The organism is Micromonospora echinofusca, from assembly GCF_017614955.1.
Classification (GTDB): Bacteria; Actinomycetota; Actinomycetes; order Mycobacteriales; family Micromonosporaceae; genus Micromonospora; species Micromonospora echinofusca_A.
In genome coordinates, this window is the sequence record NZ_WVUH01000195.1 from 1 (window position 1) to 13791 (window position 13791).

The following is a 13791-nucleotide window of genomic DNA, read 5'->3' on the forward strand; positions in this document are numbered from 1 at the left end:
GCCGCCCGCCGGCCGCCCCCGCGCCGTCGCCGGTACTTCTACCGTCATCGCCGTACCCGTCGGCGTTGCCCGCCACGGCAGCGGCGGGGGGCAACGGCCGGCCGGGCCCGGCCACCCGCCCCCAGCAGGCAGCCACGACGGTCGCCCGGACGACGGCCGGCACGCCCGACCGCTCACCTGCGGCGACGGCCCCGACCCGACCCGGTCCGGACTTCAGTCTGTACTTCTTCGGTGACTATCCGCAGGAGCGGATCGAGGACCGCTACACGGCCCTGCTGGCCGCCGCCACCCACGCCGACACCCACGGCCTGCACGCGGTGTGGCTGCCGGAACGGCACTTCGACTCCTTCGGCGGCATCTTCCCCAACCCGTCGGTTCTCGCCGCCGCGATCGCGGTCCGGACCAGCCGGGTACGCATCCACGCCGGCTGCGCCGTCCTGCCGTTGCACGACCCGATCCGGGTGGCCGAGGAATGGTCCGTGGTGGACAACCTGTCCGCAGGGCGGGTCGGTATCGGCTGCGCGTCCGGCTGGCACGCCCGCGACTTCGCGCTCGCCCCGCAGGTGTACGGCCGGCACCGTGAGGCGATGTACGAGTCGGTGGAGCAGATCCGGACGTTGTGGCGCGGCGGCACGCTGACCCGTACCGCCGGTAACGGCCAGCCCGTCGACCTGCGGCTGTTCCCCCGCCCCGTGCAGCAGACGCCACCGATGTTCACCGCCGTGGTCGGCAACCCGGACAGCTACCGCCGGGCCGCCGCAGCCGACCTCGGCATCATCACCAACCTGATGGCCCAGGACCCCGACCGGCTGGCCGACAACATCGCGCTGTACCGGGCCACCCGCGCGGAACACGGTCTCGACCCGGCTGCCGGCCGGGTGGTGCTGCTGCTGCACACCTACCTCGGCGACGACACCGACCGGGTACGGGAGGAGGCATTCGGCCCCTTCTGCGACTACCTCCGTTCGTCGCTGGCCCTGTTCGGCCAGGTCACCAACAGTCTCGGCGTCACCATCGACCTGGAGAACACCCCACCCGAGGACGTCGACTTCCTGCTGCGCCGCGCCTACCAGCGGTACACCGCCGACCGCGCGTTGATCGGCAGCCCCGACGACTGCCGGGCCATCGTGGAACGGTTCGTCGCATCCGGTGTCGACGAGATCGGCTGTTTCGTCGACTTCGGTCTCCCTCCGGACCGGATGCTGGCCGGGCTGCCGGGCATCGACCGGCTTCGCGAGGCGGTCCGTGGCGGTGGAACCGCCCGGCCCGCGACGCCGGCAGAACCGACCCCGGACGGGACGATTCCCGGGGAGCCGCTGACCGAGGCGCAGCGCGAGATCTGGTTCGTCGAACGCATGCTGCCGGGCCGACCCACGTACACCGAGTCGAAGGTCGTCCAGCTCGACGGACCCCTCGACGTGGAGGCGCTGCGCGGCGCCGTGGAACTCGTCGTGCACCGCCATCCCGCGCTGCGTTCGGTCTTCCGGGAGACGGCCGGCGAACCGCGCCGGGTGATCCTCCCGTGCGGGCCCGTCGACCTGCCGGTACACGACGTCACCGGCGACGTCGACGAGGTGGCGGCTGCAGCGGTCCGGGAGGAGACCGACCACCGCTTCGACCTGGCGGCCGGGCCGTTGTTCGCGGCACGGCTGATCCGGCTCGACGGGCAGCGGCACCTGCTCGTCCTGCGGATGCACCACCTGGTCATCGACACGCTGTCGGCGCAGATCCTCAGCCGCGAGATCGCCGCGGCCTACCGGGCGGCGGTCACCGGCGGCACCGTCGAGTTGCCGCCACCACCGCCCGCAGCGCCCGCACCCGCGACGACCGACGCCGGTGCGGACCCCCGGCACCTGGACTACTGGACCAGTCAGCTCCAGCCGCTGCCGTCCCGGCTGGAGCTGCCGGTCGACCGACCCCGCCCACCCGCGCCCAGCGGGGCCGGGGGAGTGGCCGGCGTCGCGCTGGACACCGACCTGACCACCCGGGTCCGCGCGTTCGCCCGGCAGCACCGGGCCACACCGTTCATGGTGCTGCTGGCCGGGTTCGCCGCCGTGCTGAGCGAGGTCGGCAACCAGCGCGACGTCGTGCTCGGCACCCCGGTCGCCCACCGGCCCGCCGGCACCGAGAACACCGTCGGGCTGTACATCAACACGTTGCCGCTGCGCATCGAGGTGACCGAGGAGAGCGGGTTCGCGGATCTCGTCCGGACGGTCCGGTCGGTGCTGATCGACGCCCAGGAGCACCAGGACGTACCGGTGCAGCGCATCATCCGTGCCCTGGACCTGCAACCGCAGCCGGGCCGCCATCCCCTCTTCGACGTCGTCATCGAGTTCGACAACGGCGCGGTGTTCGAACTGGACCTTCCCGGGGTGACCGCCACCCTGCTGAACCACGGCGTGGCCCGCGCCCCGTTCGACCTGACGCTGTTCCTCACCAACCGCAGTGACACCATCGACTGTCAGCTCCACTTCGCCACCGACCTGTTCGACCCGGCCACCGCACGGCAGATCCTCGACCGGCTCGCGCTGGCCCTGCGGGCCGGCACGACCGACCCGGACCGGGCGCTGACCCGGCTACCGCGACTCACCGGGGACGAGCAGGCCCTGATCGCCGCCTGGCAGGACGGTGGCGCCCCGGCCGAGGGTGCCGACCAGCCGCTCGCCGCCTCCCTCGCCCTGAAGGAGACCGCCGTCGTGGACCGGTACGGCCGCACGGACGGCCCGGACCTGGACCGGCGGGCGGACGCGGTGGCCGCCGCCCTGCGGGCGGTCGGTGTCGGCCCCGGTCACCTGGTCGCCGTGCACCTGCCCCGGGGCGTCGACGCCGTCGCCGCGATGGTCGGGGTGCTGCGTACCGGTGCGGGATACGTCCCGTTGGATCCCGGTCAGCCAACGGCCCGGTCGGCCGCCATCGTCGGGCAGGCCGGCGCCACCGCCGTGGTGTCCGCCTCGACGGTGACCGCACTGGACGTGCCGGTGCCGACGATCCAGGCCGACCGGCTCGCCCCGACCAGCGACACCTCGGTACCCGCTGCCGACGTCGCTCTGCACGACGTCGCCTACGTGCTGTTCACCTCCGGCTCCACCGGCCAGGCCAAGGGCTGCGTCATCGAGCACCGGGCGATCGCCAACGCCGTCGCCTGGTTCGTCAGGGATCTCGGCATCACCGCCGACGACCGGCTCAGCTGGTTCTGCAGCCCCGGCTTCGACGCCTCGTGCCTGGAGGTGTGGCCGGCGCTACGGACGGGCGCGACCCTCTGCGTGGTACCCGACGAGGTGCGCGTGGACCCGGCCCGGCTACGCGACTGGCTCGTCGACACCGCCGTCACCGTCGCGCTCCTGCCCACCCCGGTCGGTGAACTGCTGATCGACCTGGACTGGTCGACCGGCCCCCGCCCGGCGCTGCGGCACCTGGTCCTCGGCGGGGACCGGCTGCGCCGGGGCGCCCGCGCGGACCTGCCGTTCCAGGTGACGAACGTGTACGGCCCGACCGAGGCGACCGTGGTGTCCACCTGGGCCCACCTGTCGCCCGACGACGGGGACGTCCCGCCCATCGGCCGCCCGGTCCCCGGCACCTGGCTGCGCGTACTGGACCGGCACGGCCGGCCGGTGCCGGTGGGCGTACCCGGTGAACTCCACCTCGGTGGCGTGCAGATCGGACGCGGCTACCTCGACGACGCCGACCGGACCGCACAGCGTTTCCTGCCCGACACCGAGATTGCCACCGGCACCGGCACCGGCGACGGGCGGGTGTTCCGCACCGGTGACGTGGTGCGCTGGCGCCCCGACGGGCAGCTGGAGTTCCTCCACCGCAACGACGCGCAGGTGCAGATCCGTGGCTTCCGGGTGGAACCCGGAGAGGCGGAACACCACCTGCGGCAACTCGACGGGGTCCGGGACGCCGCCGTACGGGCCTGGCGGGACGAGCACGACGAGGCGTACCTCGCCGCCTACGTCGTACCGGCGCACGAGGGCGTCGACGCCGACGTGCTGCTGCGGGCACTCCACGAGCACCTGCCGGCCCACCTGGTACCGACGGTGTGCACCCTGATGTCGGCGTTGCCGCAGCTCCCCAGCGGCAAACTCGACCGGGCGGCACTGCCGGAACCCGACCACGCCACCCGCGCCGGCCACGGCACGATGGTGCCCCCGGCAACCCCGCTCGAACAGCGGCTGCACGACATCTGGCGCGCGGAGCTGGGCGGGGACACGATCAGCACCGAAGCCACCTTCTTCCAACTCGGCGGCACGTCCCTCAGCGCCCTGCGCCTGCTGCACCGGGTCGCCGACGAGCTGGGCGAAACGATCGAGGTGTTCGAGTTCCTCCAGCAACCCACCATCCGGGCGATGGCCCGGCTGCTGGCCGACGCCACGGCCGACCCGACGGCCGACGCCACGGCCGACCCGACGGCCGACGCCACGGCCGACCCGACGGCCGGTGGCGCGGTGGACGGATCACAGCCCCGCGTGCGGGGAACGCTGTGAGCAGCGCACCGGCGGATGCCGACAGCCTGCTCCGGCTGCTCCGGGACCGCGGCGTCATCCTGTCCGCCCGTGGCACGGCGCTCGACTTCGACGCGCCCGCCGGTGCACTGACCGACGACCTGATCGACGCCATGCGCCGCCTCAAACCGGACATCCTCGCCCGGCTGGCCGGCGACACCGACGAGGTCGAACGCACCGCACCGGCCAGCGTGGCGCAGGCCCGACAGTTCCACCTCACCATGGCCAGCGACACCCCCGAGACACTCACCGTCGCCATGCGCTTCGCCCTGCACGGTCCGCTCGACCACCCGGCCCTGCGGCAGGCGCTGACCGACCTGGTGGCCCGGCACCCGGCCCTGCGCACCCGCTACGCGGTGCACGACGGTGAGGTCGTCCAGCAGGTCCTCGCCCCCCGACCGCAACCGTTGACGGTCGTCGACGTCACCCCGGACCGGCTGGACGCCACGATTCAGGACTTCTGCGCGGCGCCGTTCGCGTTGGAGACCGAACCCGCGTACCGGGCCCTGCTCGTCCGGGTGGACGACCCTGCCGCAGCACACGGCCGGCACGAACTCGCACTGGCCATGCACCACGGCATCATCGACGGCTGGTCGACCGAGATCCTGGTACGCGACCTGGGCGAGCTGTACCGGGCGGCGCTCACCGGTCAACCCGCCGACCTTCCGCCCCTGGCCGCCGACTTCATCGACTTCTGTCGGTGGGAACGTGACTTCCTGGCCACCGAACGCACCCGCGACATGGTGCGCACCTGGGCGGACCGGGTCGGCCCGGGAACCGAGCCGATCCGGCTGCCCACCGACCGGCCCCGCCCGGCCACCAGATCGTCGGCCGGGGCGTACGTCACCGACTCGATCCCGGCGGACCTGCTCGACGCGGTGACCCGCTACGCCGTACGCCGCAACGTGACACCGTTCGTGGTGCTCACCGCAGCGTTCGCCGTCCTGCTACAGGAACTCACCGACCGGTCGACCATCCCACTCACCTCGTCGGTGGCCAACCGGACCGATCCGCGCTTCGCGAACGTGGTGGGCGTCCTCACCCAGGCCCCGTGGCTCGTCGTCGAACTGCGCGGCACGCGTACCTTCGACGAACTCGTCGACCGCACCGCCGCCGCCACCTGGCAGATGCTGGCCATGCAGTCCGTACCGGCCCAGGTGCAGAGCGCGGCACTCGGCGACCAGTTCACCGGCAACCCACCCCGGGTCTACCTGACGATGCTCGACATGGCCGACCCGGTGCTCCGGCTACCCGGGCTGGCGCCGGCACCCGCCCGGGACGTGCTGCTGACCGGCGCCCGCGCCGACCAGGTGTGGCAGCTGCGCCCGCTGGACGACGGCGGGCTGTCGCTGATCATCGAGTACGCCACCGCCCTGTTCGACGCCGGTACGGTGGCCCGCTGGGCGGCCCGCTACCGGTCGCTGCTGCGCCACGCCCTGACCGAACCGGGTACCTGGCCGCGCTCCGAGCAGGCCGGGCCACCCCGGCCCAGCGACCGGTAGCCGGCGACGGGTGCCACCACACCGCCACGGCACGCACGAGGTCTCCGGCGTCAGGATCGTCCTCGTCGGACGAACCCTCCACCGGAGACCTCGCCTGCTCTCACCTCGTCAGCACAGCAGGTACAGCCAGTAGGCGCGGTCGTTGAGGTAGCTGGGCATGTTGCCGAACCCGTACCCGGCAACGACGGGCGTCAGGGAGAACCACTCGTCCTCGAACTTGACCTTGGCACCGTCGGTCTGGTTGTTGTACCAGGACGAGGCGCCACCGCGTTGGTAGGTGGGGAACCCGTACTCGGGGAGCCGGTAGGTCCGGCAGTCGTAGAACGCGTAGCCGTACCCCCCGCGGTTGGCGTCGGCGTGGACGCATGCGTATCCGGACCCGCACCAACTGCCGGCGGCGTCCACGCCCACGGTGAGGACGACGCCGTCGTCGGGCCACGCGACCTGGTTGGCGGAGAGCCGGGTCGCGTCCGGGTCGGCGGCGAGGATCTGGTCGACCCGGTCCTCGGCCGAGGTCCCCGGTGGTGCCGCCGTGGCCGGCGTCGTGGAGGCCGCGAAGAGCACGACGGTGGTCGTCGCGAGGGACAGGGCGAGGCCGAGTACGCCCCTGCCCCGCCGATGGGGTGTCGCTTTTGCAGTGAACATGATGACTCCTTCGGTCGGGAAGTGGGTATGTTGCCTGGAAGGTGAGCGGCAGTCGGTTACACCGGGCGGCCCGCGCACCCGTGGACATGCCGGCGAGCGGGATCGCCTGACCCGTGTCGGCACCGGGCACCATCCGTTACTCGTGCAGGTGGCGGTCATGAAGGTTCTCCCGTTCGTCGGTGCGACTCGTCGCCGCTGTCCTCTCCCGAACTCGGCGACGTTTGTTCCCGGCGACGGGATTCAGGCGGTCAGACCGAGCAGAACCAACCCGAGCCCGAGTGGCAGGTCCAACGCCATGCACGCCTCGGCCAGTGAGCGGGGTACGACGTCGTTGCGGCGGTAGTGCAGGCCGTCCCATGCCGCGTGAGCGGCCAGGACGAGCCCGGCCACGACGAGGCCGGTGCGCGGGTCGAGGGCCAACGCGGCAAGCACCAGACCGGCGTACCCGACGCCGGCGACGCCCTGGGCGATCACCTTGCGGCGTGGAGCGCCGACGACCACGGCGAGGACGAGGAGCACCACCGCGGTCGCACCGAGCAGGACCCATCGGCCAATCCCGACGATCTCCCCGGCGGCGACGATGACGCCGCCGCCGGGTACGCCCACCCACGCCATCCACGGTCGGTCCAGCGTGGCCGCGCCGAGGTAACAGAGGACGGCCACCCACACGCAGGTGACCGCCGTCTCGCGGTCTGCGACGGTGAGCAGTGCGGCGGTCGCCGCGCCCGCCCCTGCGACGGTCGGCCAACGGCTCACCAGCCACGACGGTGCGGACCGACCGGCAGTCGACGGGGCAGCGGTTCGAAAGGACGTCATGTCCTGACTGTCACGGCGGGCCGGTCGGGTGACGAGCCTGCCGGGCGGTCGCGTCCGGAATCCTGGACTTCCCGGCAGGGGAACGGGTCCTCAGGACTCCGTGCCGGCAGGAAGCGCCGTGGACACCGCCCGGTACTGCGACGGCGAAACACCGTACTGCGCGACGAAGGCCTGGCGGAGCGTCTCCAGCGAGGTGAACCCGCACCAGCGCGCGATCATGCCGACCGGATGGGCGCTGGTCGAGAGTAGACGCGCGGCGGTGTCGAGTCGGGTACGGCGCACGAACCGGCCGGGTGGCATACCGAGGTGTTCGACGAACAGGCGGTGCAACTGCCGTGGGCTGACTCCGCAGTGCGCGGCCAGTGTCGCCGTGTCGAGCGTCGTCGCCAGGTGGGTGGTGACGTGGGCGACCGCCTGGCGGACCAGGACGTGGTCCGGGTCGGGGGCGGTGAAGACACTCATCTGCGCCTGGTTGCCGGGTCGCTGCAGGTAGGTGACCAGGACCTGCGCGACGATCCGTGCCAGGTCGGGCCCATGGTCCTCGGTCACCAGTGCCAGGGTCAGGTCGAGGGCGCTGGTGACGCCGGCGGACGTGGCGACGCGCCCGTCCCGGATGAAGATCGGTCGGGGATCGACGTGGACGGACGGGTACCGTCGCGCGAGCACGTCGGCGTAGTGCCAGTGGGTGGTCGCCCGTCGGCCGTCGAGCAGACCGGCGGCGGCGAGTACGGTGGCGCCGGTGCACACCGAGGCCACCCGTCGCGAGAGTGTGGCGAGCCGTCGTACGTGGGCGACGATCGTCGGCTCGGCTGCGGCAGCTTCGTGTCCCTGTCCTCCGGAGACGACCAGGGTGTCGATCGGTCCCGTCGTACGCTGCAGCGACCCGTTGCTGTGTACCTGCACACCCGAGTCGCACCGGATGGTGCGCCCGTTCGGGGAGACCAGTTCCGTCCGGTACAGCGTCCGTTCCGCGATTCGACCGGCCAGGTCGAGCGTCGAGGTGACGCAGGCGATGTCGAGCAGTTCGGCGTCGTCGTAGCCGACGACGACGACCCGCCGCGCAGCCCCGTCACCCGGTGTCAAAGCCATAGCTGCATTCTGCAAGGGCGCACGGTGGAACCCGAACGGCAGCCTGTCCCCGGATGTCCGATCGGCGCTCTTTCGGCTCCCGGGGAGCCGCGCCAGCGCAGGTGTTCCTGAGGCGATCGGTGCAGGTGGTGCGCGTCTCGCCTGCCTGGTGGGCGGTTGACAAGCCCGCTTCTGCGGATACGATCGAATCGTTTCCAGGATCGAGGGGTGAGTCGTTTTGAGTGAGCAGCAGCAGGCCCGCACGCTGCCAGATCTTCGGATCGAGCGTGTGGAAACGATTCCCATCCGAGTGCCGCTGGGACGCGTGTACAAGGGCAGCCACTACCGCATGACCCACCGCTCGACGATCGTGACCCGGATCCACACCCGGTCCGGGATCGTCGGCGAGGCGTACGCGGGTGACGAGGACGCCGGCCTGCGCGAGATCAACGAGATCATCCACCGGGAGATCGCCCCCGCCATCCTCGGCAAGGACGCCTTCGCCACGGAACGGCTCTGGGAACTGGCCCGGCCCGCCACCTGGGACATCCTCCGGGACCGGCGCCTTGGACTGGTCGCCTGCGCCAGCGTCGACACCGCCGTCTGGGACGCCGTCGGTCGCGCCCTCAACATTCCACTGCACCGGCTGTGGGGCGGCTACCGGACCGCGGTGCCGGTGATCACCATCGGCGGGTACTACTCGGGCGACGCCGACATCCACGCCGAAGTCACCGCGGTCGCCGAAGCCGGTTATGCCGGTATGAAGTTCAAGGTGGGCGGCCTGACCCCGGCGGAGGACGCCGACCGGGTCCGCCAGGCCCGCAAGGCGGGCGGGGACGACTTCGCCCTGGCCGTCGACGCCAACCAGGGGTGGTCACCGGCGGAGGCCATCCGGTTCGCGCAGCTGGTCTCCGACTGCGACCTGCTCTGGTTCGAGGAACCCTGCCACTGGCACAACGACCGACGGGGCATGCGCGACGTCCGCCTGGCCGGTGCCACACCGGTCTGCGCGGGCCAGAGCGAGTTCTCCGCCGGCGGATGCCGGGACCTGTTCGAGTCCGGATCGGTCGACTACTGCAACTTCGACGCGTCCTGGTCCGGCGGCCCCACCGAGTGGCGGCGGGTCGCCGGTATGGCGGCGGCCTACGACGTACGGATGGCACATCACGAGGAGCCGCAGATCGCCGCCCACCTCCTGGCCTCCGTCAGCCACGGCACCTACCTGGAGAACTTCCACCCCCAACGGGACCCGATCTGGCACAACCTGGTCGCGAACCGCCCACCCCTGCAGGACGGACACATCCGACTTCCCGAGCGCCCCGGCCTGGGTTGGGAGCTCGACCACGACTACATCGAGCGGTACCGAATCGAATGGGCGCCCGGCTCCGGCGACCGGTGAGCACGGCCCCACGGATTCCTGAAGCAGACCACGAGGAGATATGGCACGGATGCGAATGCGCCAGGCCGTCGTTGCGGCGCTGGCCGACGAGATGCGGGCGGACGAGTCCGTCATGCTCATGGGTGAGGACGTCGCCGCCGCAGGCGGCCCGTTCAAGACCTCCGAAGGACTCCTCGACGAGTTCGGCGGCCTGCGGGTCCGGGACACCCCCATTTCCGAGATGGCCTTCACCGGGGCCGCCGTGGGGGCGGCGTGCCTGGGCCTGCGACCCGTCGTCGAGATCATGTTCATGGAGTTCCTCGGCGTCGCCCTGGACATGGTCGTCACCGAGGCCGCGAAGTTCCACTACCTCAGCGGAGGCCGGATCACCGTGCCGATGGTGGTCCGCGCCTCGGTGGGCAGCGGTGGCGGGTTCGGCCTGCAACACAGCCAGACGTTGGAGAACTGGGTCACCGCGACCCCGGGCCTGTGCGTGGTGGTGGCAAGCGACCCGCAGACGGCCTACGGACTCAACCGGGCGGCCATCCGGCACGACGGTCCGGTGGTGGTGCTGGAACCGCGCGCTCTCTACCCGGTGCGCGGTGACGTGGTCACCGGTGACGCGGGGATCGTGCCGATCGGCCGGGCCCGGGTCCTGCGCCGGGGTGCGGACGTCACGGTGGTGGCCCTCGGGCAGACCGTCGGCGTCGCCCTCGCCGCGGTCGCCGACGCCGGAGTCGACGCGGAGGTCATCGACCTGGCCACCCTCGTTCCCTGGGACCGTGACACGGTGCGGAAGTCGGTACGCCGTACCGGTCGTCTGGTCGTGGTGGAGGAAGCGCCCGAGAGCGGGGGCTGGGGACACGAGATCGTCTCCTCGGTGACCTCCGCGGTGTTCTCGGACCTCACCGCGCCGCCCTTCCGGATCACCAGCCCGGACGTTCCCGTCCCGTACAGCCCCGCTCTGGAGGCGCGGTACCTGCCGACCCGGGAGTACGTCGCCCGGCAGTTGACCAGCTATCTGCGGAGCGGGACGGTCCCCGCACCGTGGTGGATCGAGGAGGGCCTGGCCCGATGACAAGCACCCCCAGCAGCCACGAACGGCGGGCCGCGCTCGGCGACCCGGTGCAGGCGTACCGCCGGATGCAGGAGATCCGCTCGTTCGAGGACCGGATCACCGGCCTGTTCGCCCAGGGGCTGGTACACGGCACCACCCACACCTGCCAGGGCCAGGAGGCCCTCGACGTCGGCCTGGCCAACGCGCTGCGCCTCGACGACATCGTCACCTGTACCTACCGTGGCCACGGCATCGCCCTCGCGCTCGGCATGTCCCCCGAAGCGGTGCTCGGCGAGATCATGGGACGCACCAGCGGATGCATCGGCGGCGTCGGCGGATCCATGCACCTGTCCGACCTCGACGTCGGGCTGCTGCCGACGTTCGCGATCGTGGGGGCGGGTCTGCCGGTGGCGGCTGGTGCCGCCCTGGCCTTCCAGAACCGGGGTGAGGACCGCGTGGCCGTCGCCGTCTGCGGGGATGGCGCCACGAACATCGGTGCCTTCCACGAGGCGATCAACATGGCGGCGGTCTGGAAACTCCCGGTGGTCTTCGTGGTCGACAACAACCTGTACGGCGAGTACAGCAGGATCAACCTGACGACCCCGGTCACCGACCTGTCCCGCCGGGCCGATGCCTACGGCATCCCCGGCGAGAGCGTCGACGGCATGGATCTCGACACGGTCGGCGAGGCACTGAGCCGGCACGTCGCCGCTGCCCGCTCCGGCGCGGGACCGTCGCTGCTCGAGGTACGCACCTACCGGTTCGCCGGACACTCCCGGGCCGACCAGGCGACCTACCGGCCTGCCGGGGAGTTGGACGTGTGGCGGCAACGGGATCCGCTGGTCCTGCGCAGAGCGGCTCTGATCGATGCGGGAATCGCCTCGGCGGCCGAACTCGACGCCGTCGAGCAGTCGGTCCGCGCGATGATCACCGACGTGGTGGAGGCGACCAGCGCCGTTCCGGAGCCGGACGCCCGGGCGATGTTCGCCAACATCATGCCCCCGCTGGCGACGAGCACGGGAGGTGTCCGGTGAAGCACTCGGTGAAGATGCCGCGTGTCGGCGAGACCGTCGACGAGGTGGTCGTCATGGAGTGGGAAGCCGAGGTCGGCGCGGAGGTGGCGGCCGGGGACGTGCTGCTGCGGGTCGAGACGGACAAGGCGGTCGTGGAGGTACCGTCGCCGGTCACCGGCCGGCTGGTCCACCGGGCGGTCGCCGAAGGCGACGAGGTCACCACCGGCACCGTCATCTGTGCCATCGAGAGCTGACCGGGCAGGTAGGCGTGACATGACGGACGCCGTCCCCTTCATCGACACCCACGTCCATTTCTGGGACCTGGCCCACCCTGAGCTGACGTACGGTTGGCTGCAGCCCGGGGTGGCACATCCGATCCTCGGTGACATCGAGGGCATCAAGTCGCCGCGTTTCGACGCGACGCACCTGTGGGCCGAGGCGCGGTTCGCCGGGGTGGAGGCGTTCGTCCACGTCCAAGCCGCCGTGGGTACACCGGACCCGGTCGTCGAGACCCGGTGGCTCACCGAGATGGCGGCGCGGTACGGCCATCCGGCGGCGATCGTGGCGCACGCCGACCTCGCCGGTGCCGATGTCGAGCAGGTGCTCGACCGGCACGGTGAGTCGGCCCTGCTGCGCGGGGTACGCGACTTCGCGGTCGAACCGGCGCTCGCGGCCGACGCCGACCAGCGGCTGGATCCCGGTCTGCGGGCGTTGACCCGTCGTGGCCTGCTGCTGGACCTGGACTGCGAGTGGCCGCACATGCCGGCCGCGGCGCAACTTGCCCGTCGTCACCCGGACCTGGTGGTGGTGTTGGAACACCTCGGCTATCCCCGCCGCCGCGATCCGGAGTACTTCCGGGGTTGGCGCCGGGGCATCGACGCACTCGCCGCGGTGCCGAACGTCCACTGCAAGATCTCCGGTGTCGGCATGGGGGACCCACGGTGGTCGTCCGAGTCGATCGCGCCGTGGATCGGGTACTGCATCGAGGTGTTCGGTCCGCAGCGCTGTGTCTTCGGCACCAACTGGCCGGTCGACCGGCTGTTCAGCTCGTACGACGCCATCGTCACGGCCTACCGTGACGCTGTCGCCGGCTTGTCTGACGCCGAACAGCGGCAGGTCCTGCACGACAACGCGGTGGCCCTCTACCGTCTGTGAGGTGACCGCAGCACCGGCGGCCGGGCGGGCCACCGCCGATCGTGGTGAGGTGTCCGGCGGCCTGCCGCAGTGCGGGTTGGCCTGCCCGGATGCCCAGCCGCGTCGGAGCGGGGCCTTCCCGGCCGGCCTGTAGTCTCGTCGCGTGGGTCGACCGAAGGTGAACCGCCAGTTGTCCGTGCCCGGTGACGGTGACCGCGAGCCGGTCGGGACGTCCGGTGAGATCCCGGTGACCATCCGGGATGTGGCGGCGCGGGCGGGTGTGGCGTTGTCGAGTGTGTCGCGGGTGTTGTCGGGGCATCCGGATGTGTCGGCGGCGATGCGGTCGCGGGTGGAGTCGGCGGCGAAGGATCTGGGTTATGAGCCTGATCTGTTGGCGCAGTCGTTGCGGCGGGGGTCGACGCGGACGGTGGGGTTCGTGTTGCGGGATATTTCGAATCCGTTGTTCGCGAATATTGCTCGTCGGTGTGAGCAGGAGTTGCGGCGGGCGGGTTATTCGATGGTGTTGGTGAATTCTGATGGGTTGGTGGAGGCGGAGTCGGAGCATTTGGCGTTGTTGCGGCGGCGTCGGGTGGATGGGGTGATCGCGTCGTTGGTGTCGGAGACGTCGGCGTCGACGCGTCGGGCGTTGGTGGGGTTGCGGGTGCCGGTGGTG

At 71.5% G+C, this 13791-nt stretch carries 12 protein-coding genes; 9 read left to right on the forward strand and 3 right to left on the reverse strand.

Features of this window, described 5'->3' with window-relative positions; translation table 11 throughout:
* Nucleotides 1-65 precede the first annotated feature (65 nt).
* Together GSF22_RS20820 and GSF22_RS20825 are read left to right on the forward strand one after the other, a co-directional pair.
* Entirely contained in the window at nt 66-4487 is a 4422-nt protein-coding gene (locus tag GSF22_RS20820) for a non-ribosomal peptide synthetase (RefSeq protein ID WP_208815406.1), read from the forward strand.
* On the forward strand, nt 4484-6007 hold the full coding sequence (locus tag GSF22_RS20825; RefSeq protein WP_208815407.1) for a condensation domain-containing protein: 1524 nt from the start codon (nt 4484-4486) through the stop codon (nt 6005-6007). Before GSF22_RS20820 ends, GSF22_RS20825 begins: the two co-directional genes overlap by 4 nt.
* Nucleotides 6008-6115: 108 nt before the next feature.
* On the opposite strand, the gene GSF22_RS20830 is transcribed toward GSF22_RS20825, so the two are convergent.
* The 3 genes from GSF22_RS20830 to GSF22_RS20840 all read right to left on the reverse strand — a co-directional run bounded on the left by GSF22_RS20830 (nt 6116) and on the right by GSF22_RS20840 (nt 8557).
* Nucleotides 6116-6652: a hypothetical protein gene (locus GSF22_RS20830; protein WP_208815408.1), complete on the reverse strand. Its 537-nt coding sequence runs from the start codon at nt 6650-6652 to the stop codon at nt 6116-6118.
* 240 nt (nt 6653-6892) lie between these two features.
* Nucleotides 6893-7408 carry a hypothetical protein gene (locus GSF22_RS20835; RefSeq protein WP_208815409.1) on the reverse strand — a complete coding sequence of 172 codons (516 nt, stop codon included), beginning with the start codon at nt 7406-7408 and terminating at the stop codon, nt 6893-6895.
* 150 nt (nt 7409-7558) lie between these two features.
* Entirely contained in the window at nt 7559-8557 is a 999-nt protein-coding gene (locus GSF22_RS20840; protein WP_208815410.1) for a GlxA family transcriptional regulator, read from the reverse strand.
* 289 nt (nt 8558-8846) lie between these two features.
* Here GSF22_RS20840 and GSF22_RS20845 point away from each other — a divergent pair, with 289 nt between their 5' ends.
* From GSF22_RS20845 to GSF22_RS20870, 7 genes are all read left to right on the forward strand, one after another.
* Nucleotides 8847-9935 carry a mandelate racemase/muconate lactonizing enzyme family protein gene (locus tag GSF22_RS20845; RefSeq protein WP_208815411.1) on the forward strand — a complete coding sequence of 363 codons (1089 nt, stop codon included), beginning with the start codon at nt 8847-8849 and terminating at the stop codon, nt 9933-9935.
* A 49-nt stretch (nt 9936-9984) separates the two neighbouring features.
* Nucleotides 9985-10992 carry an alpha-ketoacid dehydrogenase subunit beta gene (locus GSF22_RS20850; protein ID WP_244367935.1) on the forward strand — a complete coding sequence of 336 codons (1008 nt, stop codon included), beginning with the start codon at nt 9985-9987 and terminating at the stop codon, nt 10990-10992.
* Nucleotides 10989-12005: a thiamine pyrophosphate-dependent dehydrogenase E1 component subunit alpha gene (locus tag GSF22_RS20855; RefSeq protein WP_208815413.1), complete on the forward strand. Its 1017-nt coding sequence runs from the start codon at nt 10989-10991 to the stop codon at nt 12003-12005. The genes GSF22_RS20850 and GSF22_RS20855 overlap by 4 nt, the downstream gene beginning before the upstream one ends.
* On the forward strand, nt 12002-12238 hold the full coding sequence (locus GSF22_RS20860; RefSeq protein ID WP_208815414.1) for a biotin/lipoyl-containing protein: 237 nt from the start codon (nt 12002-12004) through the stop codon (nt 12236-12238). The genes GSF22_RS20855 and GSF22_RS20860 overlap by 4 nt, the downstream gene beginning before the upstream one ends.
* Nucleotides 12239-12257: 19 nt before the next feature.
* Nucleotides 12258-13139 carry an amidohydrolase family protein gene (locus GSF22_RS20865; protein WP_208815415.1) on the forward strand — a complete coding sequence of 294 codons (882 nt, stop codon included), beginning with the start codon at nt 12258-12260 and terminating at the stop codon, nt 13137-13139.
* Nucleotide 13140: 1 nt separating this feature from the next.
* The gene (locus tag GSF22_RS35465) at nt 13141-13272 is read left to right on the forward strand and encodes a hypothetical protein (protein ID WP_280116928.1); all 132 of its coding nucleotides are present in this window, start codon (nt 13141-13143) and stop codon (nt 13270-13272) included.
* A gap of 9 nt (nt 13273-13281) precedes the next feature.
* Nucleotides 13282-13791 (forward strand): LacI family DNA-binding transcriptional regulator (locus GSF22_RS20870; protein ID WP_208815416.1); only part of this gene is annotated, 510 nt, incomplete at its 3' end.

Excerpts from the sequence above, each read along its gene's own strand:
- GSF22_RS20855 (WP_208815413.1), top strand. The coding sequence starts at position 10,989 with ATGACAAGCACCCCCAGCAGCCACGAACGGCGGGCCGCGCTCGGCGAC.
- GSF22_RS20865 (WP_208815415.1), top strand. The coding sequence starts at position 12,258 with ATGACGGACGCCGTCCCCTTCATCGACACCCACGTCCATTTCTGGGAC.
- GSF22_RS20830 (WP_208815408.1), bottom strand. The coding sequence starts at position 6,652 with ATGTTCACTGCAAAAGCGACACCCCATCGGCGGGGCAGGGGCGTACTC.
- GSF22_RS20840 (WP_208815410.1), bottom strand. The coding sequence starts at position 8,557 with ATGGCTTTGACACCGGGTGACGGGGCTGCGCGGCGGGTCGTCGTCGTC.
- GSF22_RS20850 (WP_244367935.1), top strand. The coding sequence starts at position 9,985 with ATGCGAATGCGCCAGGCCGTCGTTGCGGCGCTGGCCGACGAGATGCGG.